Here is a 17,122-nt window from a genome sequence, read left to right as displayed (position 1 = left end):
GTGGCTGACTTCTTGGGGGGTCTGCTTGTGCCCTCTGCCTGATCGGGCAGGGCCTGAAGCTGATTAGCGGCCCTTGAGAGAGACGTAACTGTGCAGACACACGGGCGCGCAGCTTGCATAGTAACCGCAGGGCGTACAGGCCCCAAAAGGCGATCTTGAGAAGTCGGCCGTGCCACGGGGTCTCCCCGGCGGATTTCGGCTGGTGGTCGGGGTGGCGGGATTTGAACCCACGGCCTTCCGCTCCCAAAGCGGACGCGCTACCAAGCTGCGCCACACCCCGTCTGGTGCGACACGTAGGGTACATGCCCACAGGCAGTGCGGCTGCCGCATTTCCCCGGTGCGCCACCGGTCCGCTCCGCTGCGCGCCGGCCGGTACACCGCGAGCGTCGTACGGCGACGGGGCACCGGCGGGGCGTCGGCGGGAATGGGGTGTGCGGTGTGGGTGCGCGAACCGCTACGATGCCTTCTGTGCCGCCGGTCGTCCGACCTGCGGCGCGAGCTGTGCGGGCGTAGCTCAATGGTAGAGCACTAGTCTTCCAAACTAGCTACGCGGGTTCGATTCCCGTCGCCCGCTCCAACGGCCTCCGGCCCGGTTCCGAGGGATTGCTCCCCGAACCGGGCCGGAGGTCTTTTTGTCGGCTTGTTCACGGTACGCATCCGGCCAGTCACTAGAACTGGATCGAGTTGATCGTCTCGGCTATCGAGTTGAGGAACCGTTGAATGTCGTCGGCCATGCCGGTCGAGGCGAGGAAGAAGCCGAAGAGGATGGCGACGACCGCCGGTCCGGCCTTGATCGTCCCTCCTCGCATCAGTACGACGAGGATGATCCCCAACAACAGCACCACTGACAGCGATATGGCCACAACAGATCACACCCTAGGTCGGTCCGCTCTCCCGGCCCGGGGGCGCCAACCCCGCACGCACCCCGCCAGAACCATCGTGCCACCAACAAGGCCCGCCTATGCGGCAGGTGGGACAACGTCGGCCACGCGGACGGGGATCCGTCACAGTCGCGCCCGTCGGGTCCCTCAACCACCGGGGCGCGTACGGGAATTCGAACGGCCATCCACGGCAGGGGCCTCGTCGAAAATTTCGAGCTGATCGTTTCCGTACACACACATCCCGTTCGCAGGTAATTCGAATTGTTGCCACAGACACAGTGGGAAGCGTGAAGTGGCGTGACGAATCGGACATATCACCAGAGTCGCCTGCGCATGTTATGCACCATTTAGTCGGGATGAATGCGGACAGAGGGGGCGCGATGACCGAGGTGCACTTCGCCGAATCCGGGGTACTCGCAGTCGTCAATACCGCATTAACGTCGAGGGTTTTACGGAATCGCACAGACAACGCTAGGGTGCCTCAGATGTTCACCGCTGCCTCGTCCCCCGCTTGTGCAGCGAGTACTCGGACCGCCCGACGGAGTTTCCGCTCGGAGGGTCTGTGACGAACTCGCTGCGACCGCAAGGCCAACGCCAACACGGAGTGCCGCTACCCCCAGTACAGCCATCACCATCACCACCGTCGTCGGTGGAGGGAGTGCCGAGTCCGCGCTCGCCTCGGTCGTCGCCCTCGTCCTCACCGTCGTCGGCGCGGCCTGTCACGAGAGCCGCCGTCGGCCCGGGCGGCGCGCCCGTCAAACAGCGCGACTCGTTCTTCGACAACGCCAAGTACCTGGCCATCGTGCTCGTCGCGATGGGGCACGCGTGGGAACCGCTGACCGACCACAGTCGAACCGCCGAGGCGCTCTACATGGTCGTGTACTCGTTCCACATGCCGGCGTTCATCATCATCTCCGGCTACTTCTCGCGCAGCTTCGACATGCGCCCCGACCGGCTCAAGCGCCTGGTCACCGGCATCGCCGTCCCATATGTGCTGTTCGAGATCGCTTACTCCTTCTTCAAGCGCTGGGCCGACGACGATCCGTCCCATCCGATCAGCCTGCTCGACCCCTGGTATCTGACCTGGTTCCTGATCGCGCTGTTCGTGTGGCGGCTGACGACGCCGTTGTGGAAGGTGGTGCGCTGGCCGGTGCCGCTGGCGCTCGCCATCGCGGCGCTCGCGTCCGTGTCGCCCGACATCGGCGACGACCTCGATCTGCAACGTGTGCTGCAGTTCCTGCCGTTCTTCGTGGTGGGGCTGTGTATGAAGCCCTCGCACTTCCAGTTCATGCGGCGGCGTGAGGTACGGATACTGTCGGCGCCGATCCTCGCGGCCTCGCTGGCGCTGGCGTACTGGCTCGGGCCCGATATGAACTCGGCCTGGTTCTACCACCGTGACAGCGCGCAGGAGTTGGACGCGCCGTGGTGGGCCGGGATCGTGATGACGCTCGCGCTGTTCGGCTTCTCGATGGTCCTCACGACGTGTTTCTTCTCGTGGGTGCCGCGGCGGAAGATGTGGTTCACGGCGCTGGGGGCCGGGACGCTGTACGGCTATCTGCTGCACGGCTTCCTCGCCAAGGGCTCGCGCTTCTGGGACTGGTACGACGGCCATGCGTGGGTCTATCAGCCGCTGGGCGAGGTGTTCGTCACGTTCTTCGCGGCGGCGGTCATCACCGTGCTGTGCACTCCGCCGGTGCAGCGGATGTTCCGGTTCGCGATGGAGCCGAGGATGGAGTGGGCGTTCAAGCGGGATGCGGCGGAGTTGGCTCGGGAGCGGGGGGCCGGGGTCGGGTCCGTGACCCGTTCCGGTGCCGGTTCCCACGCCGGGGGCAAGGTCGGGGCCAAGGTTTAGGCGTCGTCATTCGTTTCCGTTGTCCGTGGTTGTAGTCGTAGGTGTGGTCGCAGCCTCCTCGGTCGCCGTGTTCGGCAGGCCGAGGAGGTTTCGCATGTGGGCGTACTTGTGGGTCAGGCGGGTGCGGGTGGGTTCGTCGAGTACGGCCAGGCGGGCCGGGTCGGCGTTGTGGGCGAGGTCCGACTCCTTGACGAGGAGGGCGCCCGGGGTGGCGAGGATGCGGGCGGCGTAGGTCTCCGGGGGTTCGCCCGGGCGTTTGGTGAGTGCCAGCACGATGTTCTTCGTGCGGGGGGTGAGGGGGGCGTCGGTCAGCCACTGCTCGGTGAGGGCGTTGTCCTCGATGGCGTCGTGCAGCCAGGCTGCGGCGAGTTGGTCGGGGTCGCCGCCGCGGGCGTTGACTCCGTCGGCCACGGCCTGGAGGTGCTCGGTGTAGGGGTGGCCGGCCTTGTCCGTCTGGGAGGCGTGGGCTGTGCGGGCGAGGGTTTCGATTTCGGGGAGGGTGAGGGGGTTTGGGGCGGGGAGTGGGACGGGGGTTGGGGCGGGGGTTTCGGGCATGGGGTGAGTGTCTCCTGTTGCCGGTGGTCGGAGGTACTGCCGGGATTTCTCGCCCCCGCCGCCCCTACCCGTCCCATCCTCCAGGGGCTCCGCCCCTTCGACCCCGGGTGGGGGCTGGGTGGGTTTGTTGGCTGCAGGCCGGTGGGGGCTTGTCGCGCAGTTCGCCGCGCCCCTCCTGCGGGCCCACAGGCCTGCGGGCCTGAAATGGTCGGGGGGCGCAGCGGGGGGCGAAGGGGCGGAGCCCCTCGGGGTGGGAGGGGTGGGACGGGGGACTCCGGTCAGCGTGGAGTCGTGGAGCCCTCTCGGCAGATCAGGAGCAGGGCTCGGTCGTCGTTGACGTCCTTGGCCACCGCTTCGATGAGGTGCCAGGCCGCGCCGTGGAAGCCGCCGGAGACATAGCGGTCGGCCTCGCCCGTGAGGCGGTCGATGCCCTCGACGATGTCGCGGTCGGACGTTTCGACCAGGCCGTCGGTGAAGAGCATCAGGACGTCGCCGGGGCGCAGGGAACCCTTCACCGGGTCGAACTGGGCGCCGTCGTAGACACCGAGGAGGGGGCCCTCCGATGCCTTTTCCTCCCAGCGGCCCGTGCCCGCGCTGAGCTGGAGGCCCGGCGGGTGACCGGCCGAGAAGAGCTCGTAGTCGCCGGAGTCGAGGTCGAGGACCAGGTGGATGGAGGTCGCGAAGCCCTCGTCCCAGTCCTGGCGGAGCAGATAGCCGTTCGCCGCCGGGAGGAACGCGTGGGGTGGGAGCGATCCCAGCAGGCCGCCGAAGGCTCCGGACAGCAGCAGGGCGCGGCTGCCCGCGTCCATTCCCTTGCCGGAGACGTCCGTCAGGACCACCTCCAGCGTGCGGCCGCCGTTCGTGCGGGCCGCGACCACGAAGTCGCCGGAGAAGGACTGGCCGCCGGCCGGGCGCAGCGCCATCTCCCGGTGCCAGCCGGCGGGCAGCTGCGGCAACTTGCTCTGGACCCGGATGCGTTCGCGGAGGTCGAAGAGCATCGTGCCGCCGCGCCGCCAGGGCACACCGACCCGGCTGCGGAACTGGGCGATGAGGAGGCCGAAGAAGCCGCAGGCCGCCACCACCAGGACCGTGCCGGGGGTCACGCGGGCCGGGCCCTCCGTGTACGGGCCCAGTTTCACGGACTCCACGATGAGCGCCGTCGCGGCGGCCGCGTACAGCGCGAGCAGGCTGGCGGGGCGGAGCAGCAGGCCGCCGGCGACGATCGGGAGGACCAGCAAGGCGGGGGCGAACCACACCTCGTCGAACATCGAAAAGGCGGCGATCAGCGGGATCATGAGCATCAGACCGGCCAGCGCGACCCAGTCCGAGCCGTCCCCGCGGAAGTAGTCGACGGCGGATTTGCGCACGCCGGTGCGGACCCGGTGAACCAGCTTCTTCATCCGGGCCGTGAACGTATCGGCCGCCGCGCGCCGCTCTCGTCCTGATGCCATTGTTCGGGACCTTATCCATCGGACCTGCTCCTGTGCACGGGAGGTCCCACTTGTCCCCCTTCCGAGGGCCGGTTCACGACGAATCTCACACAGATCTCACACGGGAGAGCGCTCAAGACCCCCGCAGGGCCTCCAGAGCGTGCACACAGCCGGTTGGGCGAAAACCGTTCGCTCGCCCTGGATCGCCCTGCTAGGCATGGTGTATGAGGACTGAGCTTCAGGTGCTGCGCGAGGACGACTGGAACGTCTGGTACGACACCTTGCTGCGCGCCTTCGGCGGCATGCCCGAAGCGAGCGAGAAACGGGAGTTGGAGGGCCGGCTCACGGAACACGACCGGTGCCTCGGTGCCTGGGACGACGACCAACTCGTGGGTACGTCAGGGGCGTACACCTTCCGGATCACGGTCCCCGGCGGAGCCGCCGTCCCGGCCGCCGGGATCACGATGGTGAGCGTCGCGGCCACGCACCGGCGGCGCGGGGTGCTGACGTCCATGATGCGGCGGCTGTTGGACGACGTCCGAGCCAAGGACGAGCCGTTGGCCGTCCTGTGCGCCTCAGAGCCGGAGATCTACGGCCGGTTCGGGTACGGCCTGGCCACGCACCGGCTGAGCGTCGAGGTGGACACCACCCGCGCCCGGCTGTCCGTACCGCCCGGCACGGACGACGTACGGCTGCGGTACGCCGCTCCGGCCGAGGTCCTCGACGCGTGTGAGGCGGTCTACGCCCGGCAGGTGCCGCGGCGGCCCGGGATGCTGGCGCGGCAGCCGGGTTGGGAGCGGCTGGAGTTGCTCGACACCGAGCGGCACCGGGACGGGGCGTCGCCGTTGCAGTGCGTGGTGGCCGAGCGGGACGGCGAGGGTGTGATCGGGTACGCGCGGTTCCGGGTGAAGCCCGACTGGGACCACTCCGGGCCCAAGGGCACGGTGCTCGTGTCGAGCTCGGAGGCGTTGGACCCGGCTGCGCACGCGGCGTTGTGGCGGTTCCTCTTCGACCTCGACCTGACCTCGACGATCGTCGCGCGGGGGCGTCCCCTGGACGAGCCGTGGGTGCAGTTGGTCAACGACATCCGGCGGTGCGATCTGCGGGTGCGGGACGAGTTGTTCGTACGGCTGGTGGATGTGGGTGTGGCGCTCGCGGCGCGGACGTATCAGGTGCCGGTGGATGTGGTGCTGGAGGTCGAGGACGCGTTCTGCCCCTGGAACGAGGGGCGTTGGCGGCTCACGGGTGACGCGAAGGGCGCGAGCTGTGAGCGGACCGCCGATGCCGCCGATCTCGTGCTTTCCGTACGGGAGTTGGGGGCTGCGTATCTGGGCGGTGTCGGGCTGGCCACGCTCGGGGCGGCCGGGCTGGTGCGGGAGGTACGGCAGGGGGCGCTGACGGAGGCGTCGGTGGCGTTCGGGTCGACCGTGGCGCCGTGGCTGCCGCACGGGTTCTGAGTTCCTCGGGGAAGGCTCAGGGTTTCTGGCAGGTCGGGCACCAGAAGAGGTTGCGGGCGGCGAGGTCGGCGGTGCGGATCTCGCAGCCACAGATGTGGCAGGGGAGATCGGCCCTGCGGTACACGTAGACCTCGCCGCCGTGGTCGTCGACGCGGGGCGGGCGGCCCATCGCCTCCGGGGTGTGTTCGGGGCGGACGGTGTCGATGCGGTTGTTGCGGACGCCCTCGCGCATGAGGGCGACGAGGTCGGCCCAGATCGCGTCCCACTGGGTGGGCGTGATGTCCTTGCCAGCTCGGTACGGGTCGATGTTGTGCCGGAACAGGACCTCCGCGCGGTAGACGTTGCCGACGCCCGCGATGATCTTCTGGTCCATGAGGAGGGCGGCGATCGTCGTACGGCTGCGGGAGATGCGGCGGTAAGCGGCTGCCGGGTCCGCGTCCTCGCGCAGGGGGTCCGGGCCGAGGCGGTCGTGTACGGCCTGCTTCTCGGTGTCCGTGATCAGTGCGCAGGTCGTGGGGCCGCGGAGGTCGACGTACGCGGTGTCGTTGCGCAGGCGCAGGCGGACGGTGTCCGTGGGCGGGGGTGCGGGGGCGCCGCCGAAGTTGACCTTGCCGAAGAGGCCGAGGTGGATGTGGACCCACTCGTCTCCGTCGCCGAAGCGGAGGAAGAGGTGTTTGCCGTGGGCCTCGGCGGTGGTGAGGGGGGTGCCGTCGAGGAGGGCGGCGGCGTCGGCGAACTTGCCCTGGGGGCTGGTGACGTGGGCCTGCCGGCCGCCGAAGTGGGCGAGGTAGTCCTCGGCCAGGCGGTGGATGGTGTGGCCTTCCGGCACGGGGTCCCTCCGGGGGTCGGCCGTGGGGGTGGGGGGGTGAGTGGGAGTGGGTGGGGGTGCGTTGTCGGCCGCGGGCCGGTGGGGGCTTGTCGCGCGGTTCCCCGCGCCTCTGAGAGCAACGGCCCCTGCGGGCCGTTGCTCTCAGGGGCCAAGGACGTGCCCTACTGCTGCGGGTGGTGCGCCGGGATCGGGGGGAGGTCGCCCGTGGTCTCGTAGGCCGAGAGCATGTTGATCCGGCGGGTGTGGCGGGGGTCGCCGGAGTAGGGGGTGTTGAGGAAGGCTTCGATGAACTTCGTCGCCTCCTCCGTGGTGTGCATGCGGGCACCCACGGAGATCACGTTCGCGTCGTTGTGCTCGCGGCCGAGCGACGCCGTCTCCACGCTCCACGCCAGGGCCGCGCGGACGCCGGCCACCTTGTTCGCCGCGATCTGCTCGCCGTTGCCCGAGCCACCGATCACCACACCCAGCGAGCCGGGCTCGGCCGCCGTACGCTCCGCGGCGCGCAGGCAGAACGGCGGGTAGTCGTCCTGGGCGTCGTAGATGTGGGGCCCGCAGTCGACGGGCTCGTGGCCGGCGGCCTTCAGCCACTCGACGAGGTGGTTCTTCAGTTCGTAACCGGCGTGATCGGAGCCGAGGTAGACGCGCATGGTCCGAGTGTGACACGGCTGTCCCGCCCGGGCGCGACGGGGTGTCGGGCGGGAAGACATCGACTCACGCCACCGAACCTCAAGTAAACCTCAAGTAACGATCTGGATTCAAAGGTTCACGAATCCATTTACCTCCGATTCACTGGGTTGATCCTTTCGGGCATCCCCACTTGCTCGGAAGTACCCACAACGGCGCAAAGGATTCCCCCATGACCTCGTCGCCCTCCCCCGGTCTGCAGGCCGGGCTGAAGAACCGCCATCTGTCGATGATCGCGATCGGTGGTGTGATCGGGGCCGGCCTCTTCGTCGGGTCCAGTTCCGGCATCGCCACCGCCGGCCCCGGCATCCTGCTCTCCTACGCCCTCGTCGGCACCATGGTCGTCCTGGTCATGCGCATGCTGGGCGAGATGTCCGCCGCGAACCCCTCCTCGGGTTCGTTCTCCGCGCACGCCGACCGGGCGCTCGGCCGCTGGGCCGGGTTCTCCATCGGCTGGCTGTACTGGTTCTTCTGGGTGGTCGTCCTCGCGGTCGAGGCGACCGCCGGCGCGGTGATCCTGGAGGGCTGGGTCCCGGCCGTGCCCCAGTGGGCGTGGGCGCTGATCGTGATGGTGGTGCTGACCGCCACGAACCTGGTCTCGGTCGGCTCCTACGGCGAGTTCGAGTTCTGGTTCGCCGGTATCAAGGTCGTCGCGATCGCCGCGTTCATCGTGGTCGGCGGGCTCGCGATCTTCGGGCTGCTGCCCGGTGTCGACGCCGAGAAGGCCGGCCTGTCCAACCTCACGGATCACGACGGGTTCCTGCCGAACGGGCCCGGCGCGATCCTCGTCGGAGTCCTGCTGGTCGTCTTCTCCTTCATGGGCAGCGAGATCGCCACGCTGGCCGCCGGTGAGACCGAGGACCCGCAGAAGGCGATCACGAAGTCCACCAACAGCATCATCTGGCGCATCGGTGTCTTCTACCTCGGCTCGATCTTCGTCGTCGTGGCGCTGCTGCCCTGGAACGACCCCTCGATCAAGGAGAAGGGCTCGTACGTCGCCGCCCTGGACTCCCTCGGCATCGCCCACGCCGGTCAGATCATGAACTTCATCGTGCTGACGTCGGTGCTGTCGTGTCTGAACTCCGGCCTCTACACGGCCTCTCGGATGGCGTTCTCGCTGGGTGAGCGCGGGGACGCGCCGCGCGTCTTCGCCCGGACCAACGCGCGCGGTGTGCCCTTGGCCGCGATCCTCGCCTCGGTCGTCTTCGGCTTCGTCGCCGTCGCCTTCAACTACTTCTTCCCCAAGAGCGTCTTCCTCTTCCTCGTCAATTCCTCCGGTGCGGTCGCCCTGTTCGTCTGGCTCGTCATCTGCTTCTCGCAGCTGCGGATGCGGAAGATCATCGAGCGTGAGGCGCCGGAGAAGCTGGTCGTACGGATGTGGCTGTACCCGTATCTGACCTGGGCCACCATCGCCCTCATCGTCTTCGTCCTCGGCTACATGCTCACCGACACCGAGCACGACAACCGCGAGATCCTGTTGCTGTCACTGCTGGTGGCCGGGGTGGTCGTCGCGATCGCGCTGGTGAAGGAGAAGCTGCGGGGCGGCGGCCGTCAGGGCTCCGTCGGCGAGGTCTCCGACAAGGTGGGCGACAAGGTTCACTGAGCCGCCGGTCCGGTCTTCGGTCGGTTCACAGCGGCGGGAGCCCGGTGGCGCGTGCGTGCGCCACCGGGCTCCTGTCGTTCCGCCGGGGCCTGCTCACAGGGGTCTGAAGGACTTCTCGACCGCCTCGTAGACCGGGAGGGCGCGGTCCTCGACGTCCGGGTGGTACCAGGTGGTGAGCTGGTACGACTTGCCGTTGGTGTTGAAGCCCAACGACCGTACGCGCCAGGGCAGTTCCTGGGCCGTGACCCGGTACTCCCAGACGACCGCGGGCATTCCCCTGAACGTGCTCTCCTCCAGGCGGATCCGCTCGTAGCCCGCCCCCTCGCTGGTGCTCCGCTCCGTCTCCTCCCACTGCGTCATCAGGTCGCCGCGGGCCAGGGACGCCTTGCCGACGATCTCCTGCCTGCCGTCCGGGGAGGTGTAGTGGACCTCCGCACCGGCGTGCACCTCGCGCGAGAAGCCGTCGGGCGGGACCCAGGAGAACACCCCGGACTCCGTACGGGATCCCGGCGGGAGCGTCGGCGAGGGCGGGCGCGAGGTCCCCTCGACCGTGGAGCCGGGGCTGGGGCTGGGGCTGGACTTGACGCCGGGCGAGCCGCCGTCGGTGTCGTCCCCGCCTCCGGGGGAACCGCCCAGCGACGGTACGACCAGCCCGGCGACGGCTCCGGCGAGGACCACCCCGGCGGCCGCGACGAGGGCGATACGGCGCCGCCGGCGCGGGCCGGGTGACTGCGGTACGTCCCCGGGCGGCGTGGGCGTCGGCCTGGGCCGCGTCGGCAGCGAGGAGGGTGGCTCGCCCTGGGGGCCGGGGTCCGGGTTCTCGCCGACCGCGGGGCGCTGGGAGGCGTACGGCGACTCCGGGGTGCCGGGGAGCGGTGGTGCGGCCTCGCGGTTGAGGACCGGGGTCGTCGCGCGGTCGGGGAGTTGAGCGTCGGGGGTGAGGGGCTCGGGCCGTAGGTCGTGGGTGGCGGGGTCGACCGGTTGCCGGGGTACGGGCTCGGAGCCGGGCTCCTCGGTGCGTACCGGCTCCGGTGCGGACGCCGCCTCGGGCTCCGACGGGTTCACCAGCGTGGGCGGGTGCGGCGCGGGGGTCGACTGCGGCGCGGGCCGTCCCGGTACGGAGTGTCGTACGGAGTGCTCCGGCGCGCGCTCTTCGGGGTCCGGCTCGGGCGCCGGTACCTGCGGTGCCTCCTCCTCGCGGGCCTGGCCGGCGGTCGTCGCCGTCGCGATCGCCCGGAACACCGTCTCCAGTTCCTCCAGGCCGGGCCGTACGTCGGGCTCCTTCTCCAGCAGGGCCGCCAGTATTTCGCGCAACTCACCTGTGGTGGGCGGGAGTTCCGGCTCCTCGTACAGGACCGCGTGGAGGGTCGCGAGGGTCGTGGTGCGGGAGAAGGGGGAGCGGCCGCCGAGGGCGGCACAGAGGGTCGCCCCCAGGGACCACAGGTCGGACGGCGGGCCCTGGGGGCGGCCCGAGACGCGCTCGGGGGCCATGTAGTCCGGGGAGCCGACCAGCATGCCGACCATCGTCAGGGCCTCGGTGTTCTGGATGGCCGCGATGCCGAAGTCGGTGAGGACGACCCGGTGGTTGCCGGTGCGTTCGACGAGGACGTTGGCCGGCTTGATGTCGCGGTGCAGGACTCCCCCGGCATGCACCTGGACCAGCGCGCCGACGAGTTCGAGGCCGATGCGGGCCGTCTCGCGCACGTCCAGCGGGCCGTCCTCGTACAGCAGCCGTTCCAGGGAGCGGCCGTCGACGAGTTCCATGACGATCCACAGCAGCTCGCCCTCGTCGACCACGTCGTAGACGCGGACGACGCCCGGGTGGTCGATGCGGGCCGTGGCGCGGGCCTCGCGCAGGGTTCGTTCGCGGCGGGTGCGGGTGTCCTCGGGGTCGAGGCCGTCGATCCGCATTTCCTTGACCGCGACCTGTCGGTCCAGCATTTCGTCGGTGGCCCGCCACACCCGGCCCATTCCGCCCTGGCCAATGCTCTGGACCAGTCGATAACGGCCGGTCACCAAAAGCCCCGGTACACCGCCCCTCGCTATTTCCGGCACCCCCATGCCCCCTTCAACACCTGACCACCATCGACAACTACCCACATCTGCCACAGCAGAACCAGAAAAGTCGCGCATTGGTCACACTTCGTTCCGGACCAGCATAGTGCGGAGAAATCTTGTGGTACCTCTTCAAGAGCCGCGAATTCAGGGCGCGGCCGGGGGGACGCAAGCGGAACACAAAGGAACACAAGGGAACACAGGGGGGATGGAACATGAGTTCTCGTCGCAGGGCTGCCGTCACGGGATCGCTGCTCACCGCATCCGTCTCGACGGTGATGATCCTCGCCTTCGGCGCTTCGGCGGACGACAAGGGGGAATTGAGCGACCACGGCGGAAAGGCCATGGTGGACGCGCCCGCGGGCGTGAAGCTGTCGACGCTGCTGTCCAAGGAGATCGAAGTCGACAACAAGTCCCAGGAAACCGAGATCTCCGGCGTCGTGAAGAACGACGGAACGAAGGACAGTGGGAAAATCCGGTTGCTCGTGGTCGGTTTTGACGGCCTGACCGTCAAGAACGTCGAGGGCTGTTCGGAAATCGCCGCGGGGGATCTTCCGGATGGTGCGAACAGTGGTTTCGTCTGCTCGATCGACAATCTGGCCGCCGGAAAGTCGAAGTCGTACGCGATCGACGCCACGTTCGATCTGAAGAAGGAGGGCAAGATCTGTCTGCCCGTCCAGAACCCCGACGGTTCGAAGACGTACTGGCAGCAGGGCCCGGTGCCGTTCGGAGCGAACAACCCCAAGCCGAACGAGCCGGCCACGCCGCTGCTCCTCGGCACCGACAACAGCCCGGTCACTCCCGGCGCCGACGACAAGCCGGACAAACTGCCCGACACCGGTCCGGCCGACCGGATCCTGCCGCTCGGCATGACCGGCGCGGCACTGATCTCGGCGGGCGCGGCGGGCCTGTGGTGGAGCCGGCGGCGGGCCCGGCAGGAGTCGTGACCGTCGCACGCGTTCTCCACAGAGCAGGGAAAAGCTGACGGGAGGTGTCAGGTTTTCGGCGCAGGGTGCTCCTCGTCCGTACAAGAACAGCAGTACTACGGAGGAGTTCCGTGCAGCTCGACGCCCTTGAAGCAGCGGTCGGTCTCGTTCTGGAGCCCGGTGACGTCGGGTACGAGGACGAGGTCGCCGGGTTCCAGACCGGTTTCGCGCAGCGGCCCTACGTGGTGGTCGGGGCGGCCTCGGCCGCGGAGGTCGCGGCGGCGGTGGGGTACGCGGCCGGTGCCGGGCAGCCCGTCCGGGTGCAGGCGACCGGGCACGGGCTGCCGGGGGCGTACGAGGGCGGGGTGCTCGTCACCACCCGGCGGATGGACGGGGTCGAGATCGACCCGGTGGCCCGAACCGCGCGGGTGGCGGCGGGAGTTCGCTGGGGGCAGGTCGTCGCGGCGGCCGAGCCGTACGGGCTGGCCCCGCTGAACGGCTCGTCGCCGGGCGTGGGCGCCGTCGGATTCACGCTGGGCGGTGGACTGGGCATCCTGGCCCGGGAGTTCGGGTACGCGGCGGATCATGTGCGCTCGCTCGACGTCGTCACCGCCGACGGCCGGTCGCGCCGGGTGACGCCGGAGTCCGAGCCCGACCTGTACTGGGCGCTGCTCGGCGGCGGGCCCGGCCTCGGGATCGTGACCGGGATGGAGATCGGGCTCGTACCGGTGGCCCGGCTCTACGGGGGCTCGCTGTCGTTCGACGGGCGCGAGGTCGATCCGGCGGCCGTGCTGGCCGTGTACGAGCGCTGGACGCGGACCGTGCCCAGCACGCTGACCTCGTCGTTCGCGGCGGTCCCGTACCCTGACGCGCCGGGGCTGCCGCCGGAGCTGCGGGGGCGGTACGTCGTGTCCGTGCGGGTCGCGTACACGGGGGACGACGGTGAGCGGCTGGTCGCGCCGCTGCGGGAGGCGGGGCCGGCGTTCGCGGACACGCTGCGGTGGATGCCGTACGGGGACAGTCATACGATCCACAGCGATCCCGCGGTGCCGCACACCAATTACGGGGACAGTGCCGTGGTGAGCGAGCTGGAGGTCGGGGCCGTGGCTCGGGTGCTCACCCGTACCGGGCCCGGCGCGGGGGCGATGTGTGTCGTGCAGGTCAATCAGCTGGGCGGGGCGCTCGCTCGGCCCGCCGGGAACGCGGTGCCGTATCGCGAGGGGCGGTTCCTGGTGCGGCTGGTCGCGATGGCCGGGCGGGCGGAGGCCCGGCGGATTCTGGACCCCGCGTTCGCGGAGCTGGCTCCCCGGACACTCGGGCGGGCCGTCAACTTCGCGTTCGGCGCGGGCGATCGTACGGAGGGGCTGTACGACGCGGAGACGCGCAAGAGGCTCGCCGCGGTGAAGTCGGAGTACGACCCGGCGAACCTCTTCCGTGGGTAGCCACGCGCTGGGGCCTGTCGTCGAATTCCCGTCGTGGCGTACTCGTCTCACGCCAGCCTCAAGCACCTCGACCGCGGGACCTACGCACTTGCTCCGGTCCGCCCGCCGAGCCGACCGAACTCTCTAATGTCCGGCAGTACGTGTGGTGAGGTCCTCGTCCGTGATGGGGCGGACCACCCGGCAAGGTGTTCCGAGCGCGACGGTCATCGGGGGAATGCTGCGGCTGACGACGCTGCCGGCGCCGATGACCGACCCGTATCCGATACGGACGCCGGGCAGGACCACCACATTGCTGCCGATCCACACCTTGTCCTCGATCACGATCGGCTCGGAGAATCGCCCGAAGTCAGCGCGTCGCGAGGGATGCACCGGGTGTCCCGTCGTGGTCAGTGTCACGCTGGGAGCGATCATGACACCGTTGCCTATGCGGATGTCCACGTCGTCGACGAACGTCAGGTTCACGTTCCCGAAGAAGTCGTCGCCGATGTGGACGTTGCTGCCGAACCCGGCGTGGAACGGCGGCATCAGCACCGTGCGTTCACCGACCGAGCCGAAGATCGCGACGAGCAGTGATCGACGCTTCTCCGTTTCGCTCGGTGGTGTTTGGTTGTACTCGAAGATCTGCTCTGTGCGGCGCCGAGGGGCCTGAAAGGCGGCTTCCGACTCGGTGTAGACGAGCCCCTTCGCGATCCGGGCCAGGACTTCTTCCTCGTGAGTATCCGTCACAGAAGGACGCTCCCTTTGTCGAATTCTCGGGCACAGGCCCGACGCGCCCCGGTCGACCGCGCGCCCCCGGAGCCTATGTGCACCCGCGAAGACACCATGAAGGACCCATGGCGGGGGCTACTTGTCGAGCAGCTTCCAGGCCGTGGGCAGTGCGCCCATCGCCAGCGCGGCCTTCAGCGCGTCGCCGATGAGGAACGGGGTGAGGCCGGCCGCTATGGCCGCGCTGAAGGAGAGGTCGGCGGCGAAGGCCAGGTACGGCACGCCGATCGCGTAGATGATCGCCTCGCCGACGAGCATCGTGCCCGCCATGCGCAGCATCGAACGGTCGCCGCCGCGGCGGGCCAGCGCGCCCACGACGGTGGCGGCGAGCAGCATGCCGAGGATGTAGCCGAAGGACGGCATGGAGGCGATGGCCGTGCCGGACTTGCCCTCGGCGAACCACGGCACACCGGCGAGGCCGGCCACCGCGTACAGCGCGAAGGAGAGGAAGCCGCGGCCCGCGCCGAGGGCCGTGCCGACGAGCAGGGCCGCGAAGGTCTGGCCGGTGACCGGGACCGGGGAGCCCGGGACGGGGACGGAGAGCTGAGCGGCGAGCCCGGTGAGCGCGGCGCCGCCGACGACGAGCGCGATGTCGCGGACGCGGGAGGCGGGGAGGAGGTCGGCGAGGACCTCGCCGGTGCGGGCGGACGTGGCGGTCGCGGTGCTCATCTTCGGGCTCACTCCGGCGGGTGGAGGCGGTTGGGAACACGGTGACGCTATCCCAGGGGTCGTCAGCCGATCACCGTCAGTGCTCGACAAAGGGGAGAACACGGGGTTGGTTGACTTCGGACAAAGGATGCGGGTTACACCCGGTTCGGCGTGATGCCGGTCACTGAGGTGGCGTGGGGTGAATCACCTGGGAGTGGTTCGGCGGGATCTGTAGGGTTCCGCCAATCGGGCCGGAAGGGAGGCTCGGGGATGGACAGGTGTCGTCTCGCCCGTCGGTCGCCTTCTGGGCAGCGGTGGGCCCCTTTGCTAGCTTCGACGCATGGTTGCTCAGGCCCGGTACTTCTCGTCGCGTCGCTACGTCGACCTGCGACGCGTGGGCGCGGCCACCTGTCGCCGACCCGGGTGAGGCGGCTCCGGCGCGCCTGAACCTTCACGAGACGGCGCAGTGTCGGACCCGTTCCCGAGGATGATCGCCATGCCCCGTGCCGCGACAGCACTCTCCCCCTCCCTTTCCTTCTCCCCTTCCCGTTCCCGCTCTTCCTCCGCTTCCCCTCCTTCCCGTCCTTCCCCTTCTTTCTCGTCGCCCGTGCCGCGTGCCGCCGACAGCGACCGGCGGCGGACCAGCGCGAGCGTCGTCCTGCGGTCCGTGCTGGAGCACGGGCCCGTCGCGCGCAGCACCATCGCGCGGGTGACCGGGCTGTCGCCGGCCTCGGTGACCGACTACTGCGCCCGGTTCGCCCGGCTCGGACTCATCCGAGAGGCCGAGCCGCCGCGGCAGTCCAAGGGGTCGGGGCGCCCGCATGTGCCCCTCGATCTGGACGACGCCCGGTTCGTGGTGGCCGGGGTCCATGTGGCCGTGCCGTACACCACGGTCGCGTTGCTCGATCTTCGGGGGCAGGTGCTGGCCGAGCGGCAGGTGAAGCACGATTCCGTCGACCCCGCCCGGGTGCTGGCCCGGGCCGGTGACGAGACCGCGGCCCTGCTGGCCGGGGCGCCCGGCTGCCGTCCGCTCGGCGTCGGCTTCGCGGCCGGCGGCTGGGTGGACCGGGAGACCGGGACCGTCGTCGAGCATCCGCTGCTGGGCTGGCGCGAGGTGCCGGTGCGGGAGGTGATCGGCGCCCGCACCGGGCTGCCGGTCCATGTGGACGGGCACGCGCGGGCGTTGGTCGACGCCGAGCAGCTCTTCGGGCGGGCACGGGGCAGCCGGAGCGTGCTGCACCTGTTCGTCGGGAACATGGTCGACGCGGCGTTCGCGACCAACGACGAGGTGCATCACGGGCCTCGTTCGCAGGCCGGGGCGATCGCCCATCTGCCGCTGCCCGGCGGCACGGAGCCCTGCGACTGCGGCCGGACCGGCTGCCTGCAGGCCGAGTTGAGCGAGCGGACGCTGTGCCGGCGGGCCCGGGCGGCGGGTGTCGACGCCGGGGTGAACCCCAAGCACGTGGTCGACGCGGCGGCGGACGGCGACCCGGTGGCCGTACGGCTGCTGGTGGAGCGGGCGCGGATGGTGGGCCGGGCGGCGGGGCTGCTGCTCGATGTGCTGAACCCGGAGACCGTGGTCGTCACCGAGATCGGGATCATGAGCCGTAAGGACTGCCTCGCCGCGTTGCACGAGGCCGTCGGACCGGACCGGGCGGCGGCCGTGGGGCCGACGAGCTTCCCGGATTCCGTGCTGGCCACGGCGGGCGGCGCGGTCGCTCTGAACGTCCTCTACCGCGATCCGCTGGGCGCCACGACAGAGGTTTCGGCCTAGGGCGTGTTTCGAAAGTCCCGTCTGCCCCGCGACGCCTGGCACGGCACCTCGCCGCATTGTCGGGATCATCCGCGTACACCCAGTACGCGGACGACCCTCCGCCCTGCGACGCACCGCACCAGACGCCGCGGGCCCCGCCCGCCGGGCCGACGACGCCACTTTCGAAACACGCCCTAGCCTCGCGCTTTCACGAGGCGGGGTGTCCGAGGCTTGATCAAATA

The 17,122-nt window shown here is 69.8% G+C and carries 14 protein-coding genes and 2 tRNA genes; 7 read left to right on the top strand and 9 right to left on the bottom strand.

The window, feature by feature from the left end; all coding sequences use genetic code 11:
* Positions 1 to 203: 203 nt before the first annotated feature.
* Positions 204 to 280 (bottom strand) — tRNA-Pro (locus tag SGFS_RS37485).
* Positions 281 to 503: 223 nt separating this feature from the next.
* Between SGFS_RS37485 and SGFS_RS37480 the strand changes: the two genes are divergently transcribed.
* A tRNA-Gly gene (locus SGFS_RS37480) sits at positions 504 to 577 on the top strand.
* Between the two features lie 91 nt (positions 578 to 668).
* Here the strand turns inward: SGFS_RS37480 and SGFS_RS37475 are convergent.
* Entirely contained in the window at positions 669 to 863 is a 195-nt protein-coding gene (locus tag SGFS_RS37475) for a hypothetical protein (RefSeq protein WP_286256627.1), read from the bottom strand.
* Between the two features lie 580 nt (positions 864 to 1,443).
* Here SGFS_RS37475 and SGFS_RS37470 point away from each other — a divergent pair.
* Entirely contained in the window at positions 1,444 to 2,733 is a 1,290-nt protein-coding gene (locus SGFS_RS37470) for an acyltransferase family protein (protein WP_286256625.1), read from the top strand.
* Between the two features lie 6 nt (positions 2,734 to 2,739).
* On the opposite strand, the gene SGFS_RS37465 is transcribed toward SGFS_RS37470, so the two are convergent.
* On the bottom strand, positions 2,740 to 3,288 hold the full coding sequence (locus SGFS_RS37465) for an HD domain-containing protein (RefSeq protein ID WP_286256624.1): 549 nt from the start codon (positions 3,286 to 3,288) through the stop codon (positions 2,740 to 2,742).
* Between the two features lie 278 nt (positions 3,289 to 3,566).
* Positions 3,567 to 4,739: a PP2C family protein-serine/threonine phosphatase gene (locus SGFS_RS37460; RefSeq protein ID WP_286256623.1), complete on the bottom strand. Its 1,173-nt coding sequence runs from the start codon at positions 4,737 to 4,739 to the stop codon at positions 3,567 to 3,569.
* 203 nt (positions 4,740 to 4,942) lie between these two features.
* Between SGFS_RS37460 and SGFS_RS37455 the strand changes: the two genes are divergently transcribed.
* Positions 4,943 to 6,175, top strand: coding sequence for a GNAT family N-acetyltransferase (locus SGFS_RS37455; protein WP_286256622.1), 1,233 nt, complete (start codon positions 4,943 to 4,945; stop codon positions 6,173 to 6,175).
* A gap of 16 nt (positions 6,176 to 6,191) precedes the next feature.
* On the opposite strand, the gene SGFS_RS37450 is transcribed toward SGFS_RS37455, so the two are convergent.
* Both SGFS_RS37450 and SGFS_RS37445 read right to left on the bottom strand, forming a co-directional pair.
* On the bottom strand, positions 6,192 to 7,004 hold the full coding sequence (locus SGFS_RS37450; protein WP_286256621.1) for an Fpg/Nei family DNA glycosylase: 813 nt from the start codon (positions 7,002 to 7,004) through the stop codon (positions 6,192 to 6,194).
* Positions 7,005 to 7,165: 161 nt separating this feature from the next.
* Positions 7,166 to 7,651, bottom strand: coding sequence for a ribose-5-phosphate isomerase (locus tag SGFS_RS37445; protein WP_286256619.1), 486 nt, complete (start codon positions 7,649 to 7,651; stop codon positions 7,166 to 7,168).
* Positions 7,652 to 7,860: 209 nt separating this feature from the next.
* On the opposite strand from SGFS_RS37445, the gene SGFS_RS37440 reads away from it, so the two are divergent.
* Positions 7,861 to 9,291, top strand: a complete 1,431-nt coding sequence (locus tag SGFS_RS37440) for an amino acid permease (protein ID WP_286256618.1) — start codon at positions 7,861 to 7,863, stop codon at positions 9,289 to 9,291.
* A 93-nt stretch (positions 9,292 to 9,384) separates the two neighbouring features.
* Here the strand turns inward: SGFS_RS37440 and SGFS_RS37435 are convergent, their stop codons facing one another.
* A complete protein-coding gene (locus SGFS_RS37435) occupies positions 9,385 to 11,262 on the bottom strand; it encodes a serine/threonine-protein kinase (protein ID WP_434028233.1) in 1,878 nt (625 codons plus the stop codon).
* Positions 11,263 to 11,561: 299 nt separating this feature from the next.
* Between SGFS_RS37435 and SGFS_RS37430 the strand changes: the two genes are divergently transcribed.
* Positions 11,562 to 12,293 carry a cell wall protein gene (locus tag SGFS_RS37430; RefSeq protein WP_286256616.1) on the top strand — a complete coding sequence of 244 codons (732 nt, stop codon included), beginning with the start codon at positions 11,562 to 11,564 and terminating at the stop codon, positions 12,291 to 12,293.
* Between the two features lie 110 nt (positions 12,294 to 12,403).
* Complete coding sequence (locus SGFS_RS37425) at positions 12,404 to 13,714, top strand: FAD-binding oxidoreductase (protein ID WP_286256615.1); 1,311 nt, start codon at positions 12,404 to 12,406, stop codon at positions 13,712 to 13,714.
* A 123-nt stretch (positions 13,715 to 13,837) separates the two neighbouring features.
* Here the strand turns inward: SGFS_RS37425 and SGFS_RS37420 are convergent, their stop codons facing one another.
* Positions 13,838 to 14,440 carry a sugar O-acetyltransferase gene (locus tag SGFS_RS37420; protein WP_286256613.1) on the bottom strand — a complete coding sequence of 201 codons (603 nt, stop codon included), beginning with the start codon at positions 14,438 to 14,440 and terminating at the stop codon, positions 13,838 to 13,840.
* A gap of 117 nt (positions 14,441 to 14,557) precedes the next feature.
* A complete protein-coding gene (locus SGFS_RS37415) occupies positions 14,558 to 15,148 on the bottom strand; it encodes a biotin transporter BioY (RefSeq protein WP_286256611.1) in 591 nt (196 codons plus the stop codon).
* Between the two features lie 475 nt (positions 15,149 to 15,623).
* Between SGFS_RS37415 and SGFS_RS37410 the strand changes: the two genes are divergently transcribed.
* Entirely contained in the window at positions 15,624 to 16,901 is a 1,278-nt protein-coding gene (locus tag SGFS_RS37410) for an ROK family protein (protein WP_286256610.1), read from the top strand.
* Positions 16,902 to 17,122: the final 221 nt, after the last annotated feature.

It is taken from the genome of Streptomyces graminofaciens (assembly GCF_030294945.1).
Classification (GTDB): Bacteria; Actinomycetota; Actinomycetes; order Streptomycetales; family Streptomycetaceae; genus Streptomyces; species Streptomyces graminofaciens.
The sequence above is the reverse complement of the archived record's forward strand: the minus strand, read 5'-3'. Positions and strand labels throughout refer to the sequence as shown.

Excerpts from the sequence above, each read along its gene's own strand:
- SGFS_RS37465 (WP_286256624.1), bottom strand. The coding sequence starts at position 3,288 with ATGCCCGAAACCCCCGCCCCAACCCCCGTCCCACTCCCCGCCCCAAAC.
- SGFS_RS37460 (WP_286256623.1), bottom strand. The coding sequence starts at position 4,739 with ATGGCATCAGGACGAGAGCGGCGCGCGGCGGCCGATACGTTCACGGCC.
- SGFS_RS37455 (WP_286256622.1), top strand. The coding sequence starts at position 4,943 with ATGAGGACTGAGCTTCAGGTGCTGCGCGAGGACGACTGGAACGTCTGG.
- SGFS_RS37445 (WP_286256619.1), bottom strand. The coding sequence starts at position 7,651 with ATGCGCGTCTACCTCGGCTCCGATCACGCCGGTTACGAACTGAAGAAC.
- SGFS_RS37440 (WP_286256618.1), top strand. The coding sequence starts at position 7,861 with ATGACCTCGTCGCCCTCCCCCGGTCTGCAGGCCGGGCTGAAGAACCGC.
- SGFS_RS37435 (WP_434028233.1), bottom strand. The coding sequence starts at position 11,262 with ATGGGCCGGGTGTGGCGGGCCACCGACGAAATGCTGGACCGACAGGTC.
- SGFS_RS37430 (WP_286256616.1), top strand. The coding sequence starts at position 11,562 with ATGAGTTCTCGTCGCAGGGCTGCCGTCACGGGATCGCTGCTCACCGCA.
- SGFS_RS37415 (WP_286256611.1), bottom strand. The coding sequence starts at position 15,148 with ATGAGCACCGCGACCGCCACGTCCGCCCGCACCGGCGAGGTCCTCGCC.
- SGFS_RS37410 (WP_286256610.1), top strand. The coding sequence starts at position 15,624 with ATGCCCCGTGCCGCGACAGCACTCTCCCCCTCCCTTTCCTTCTCCCCT.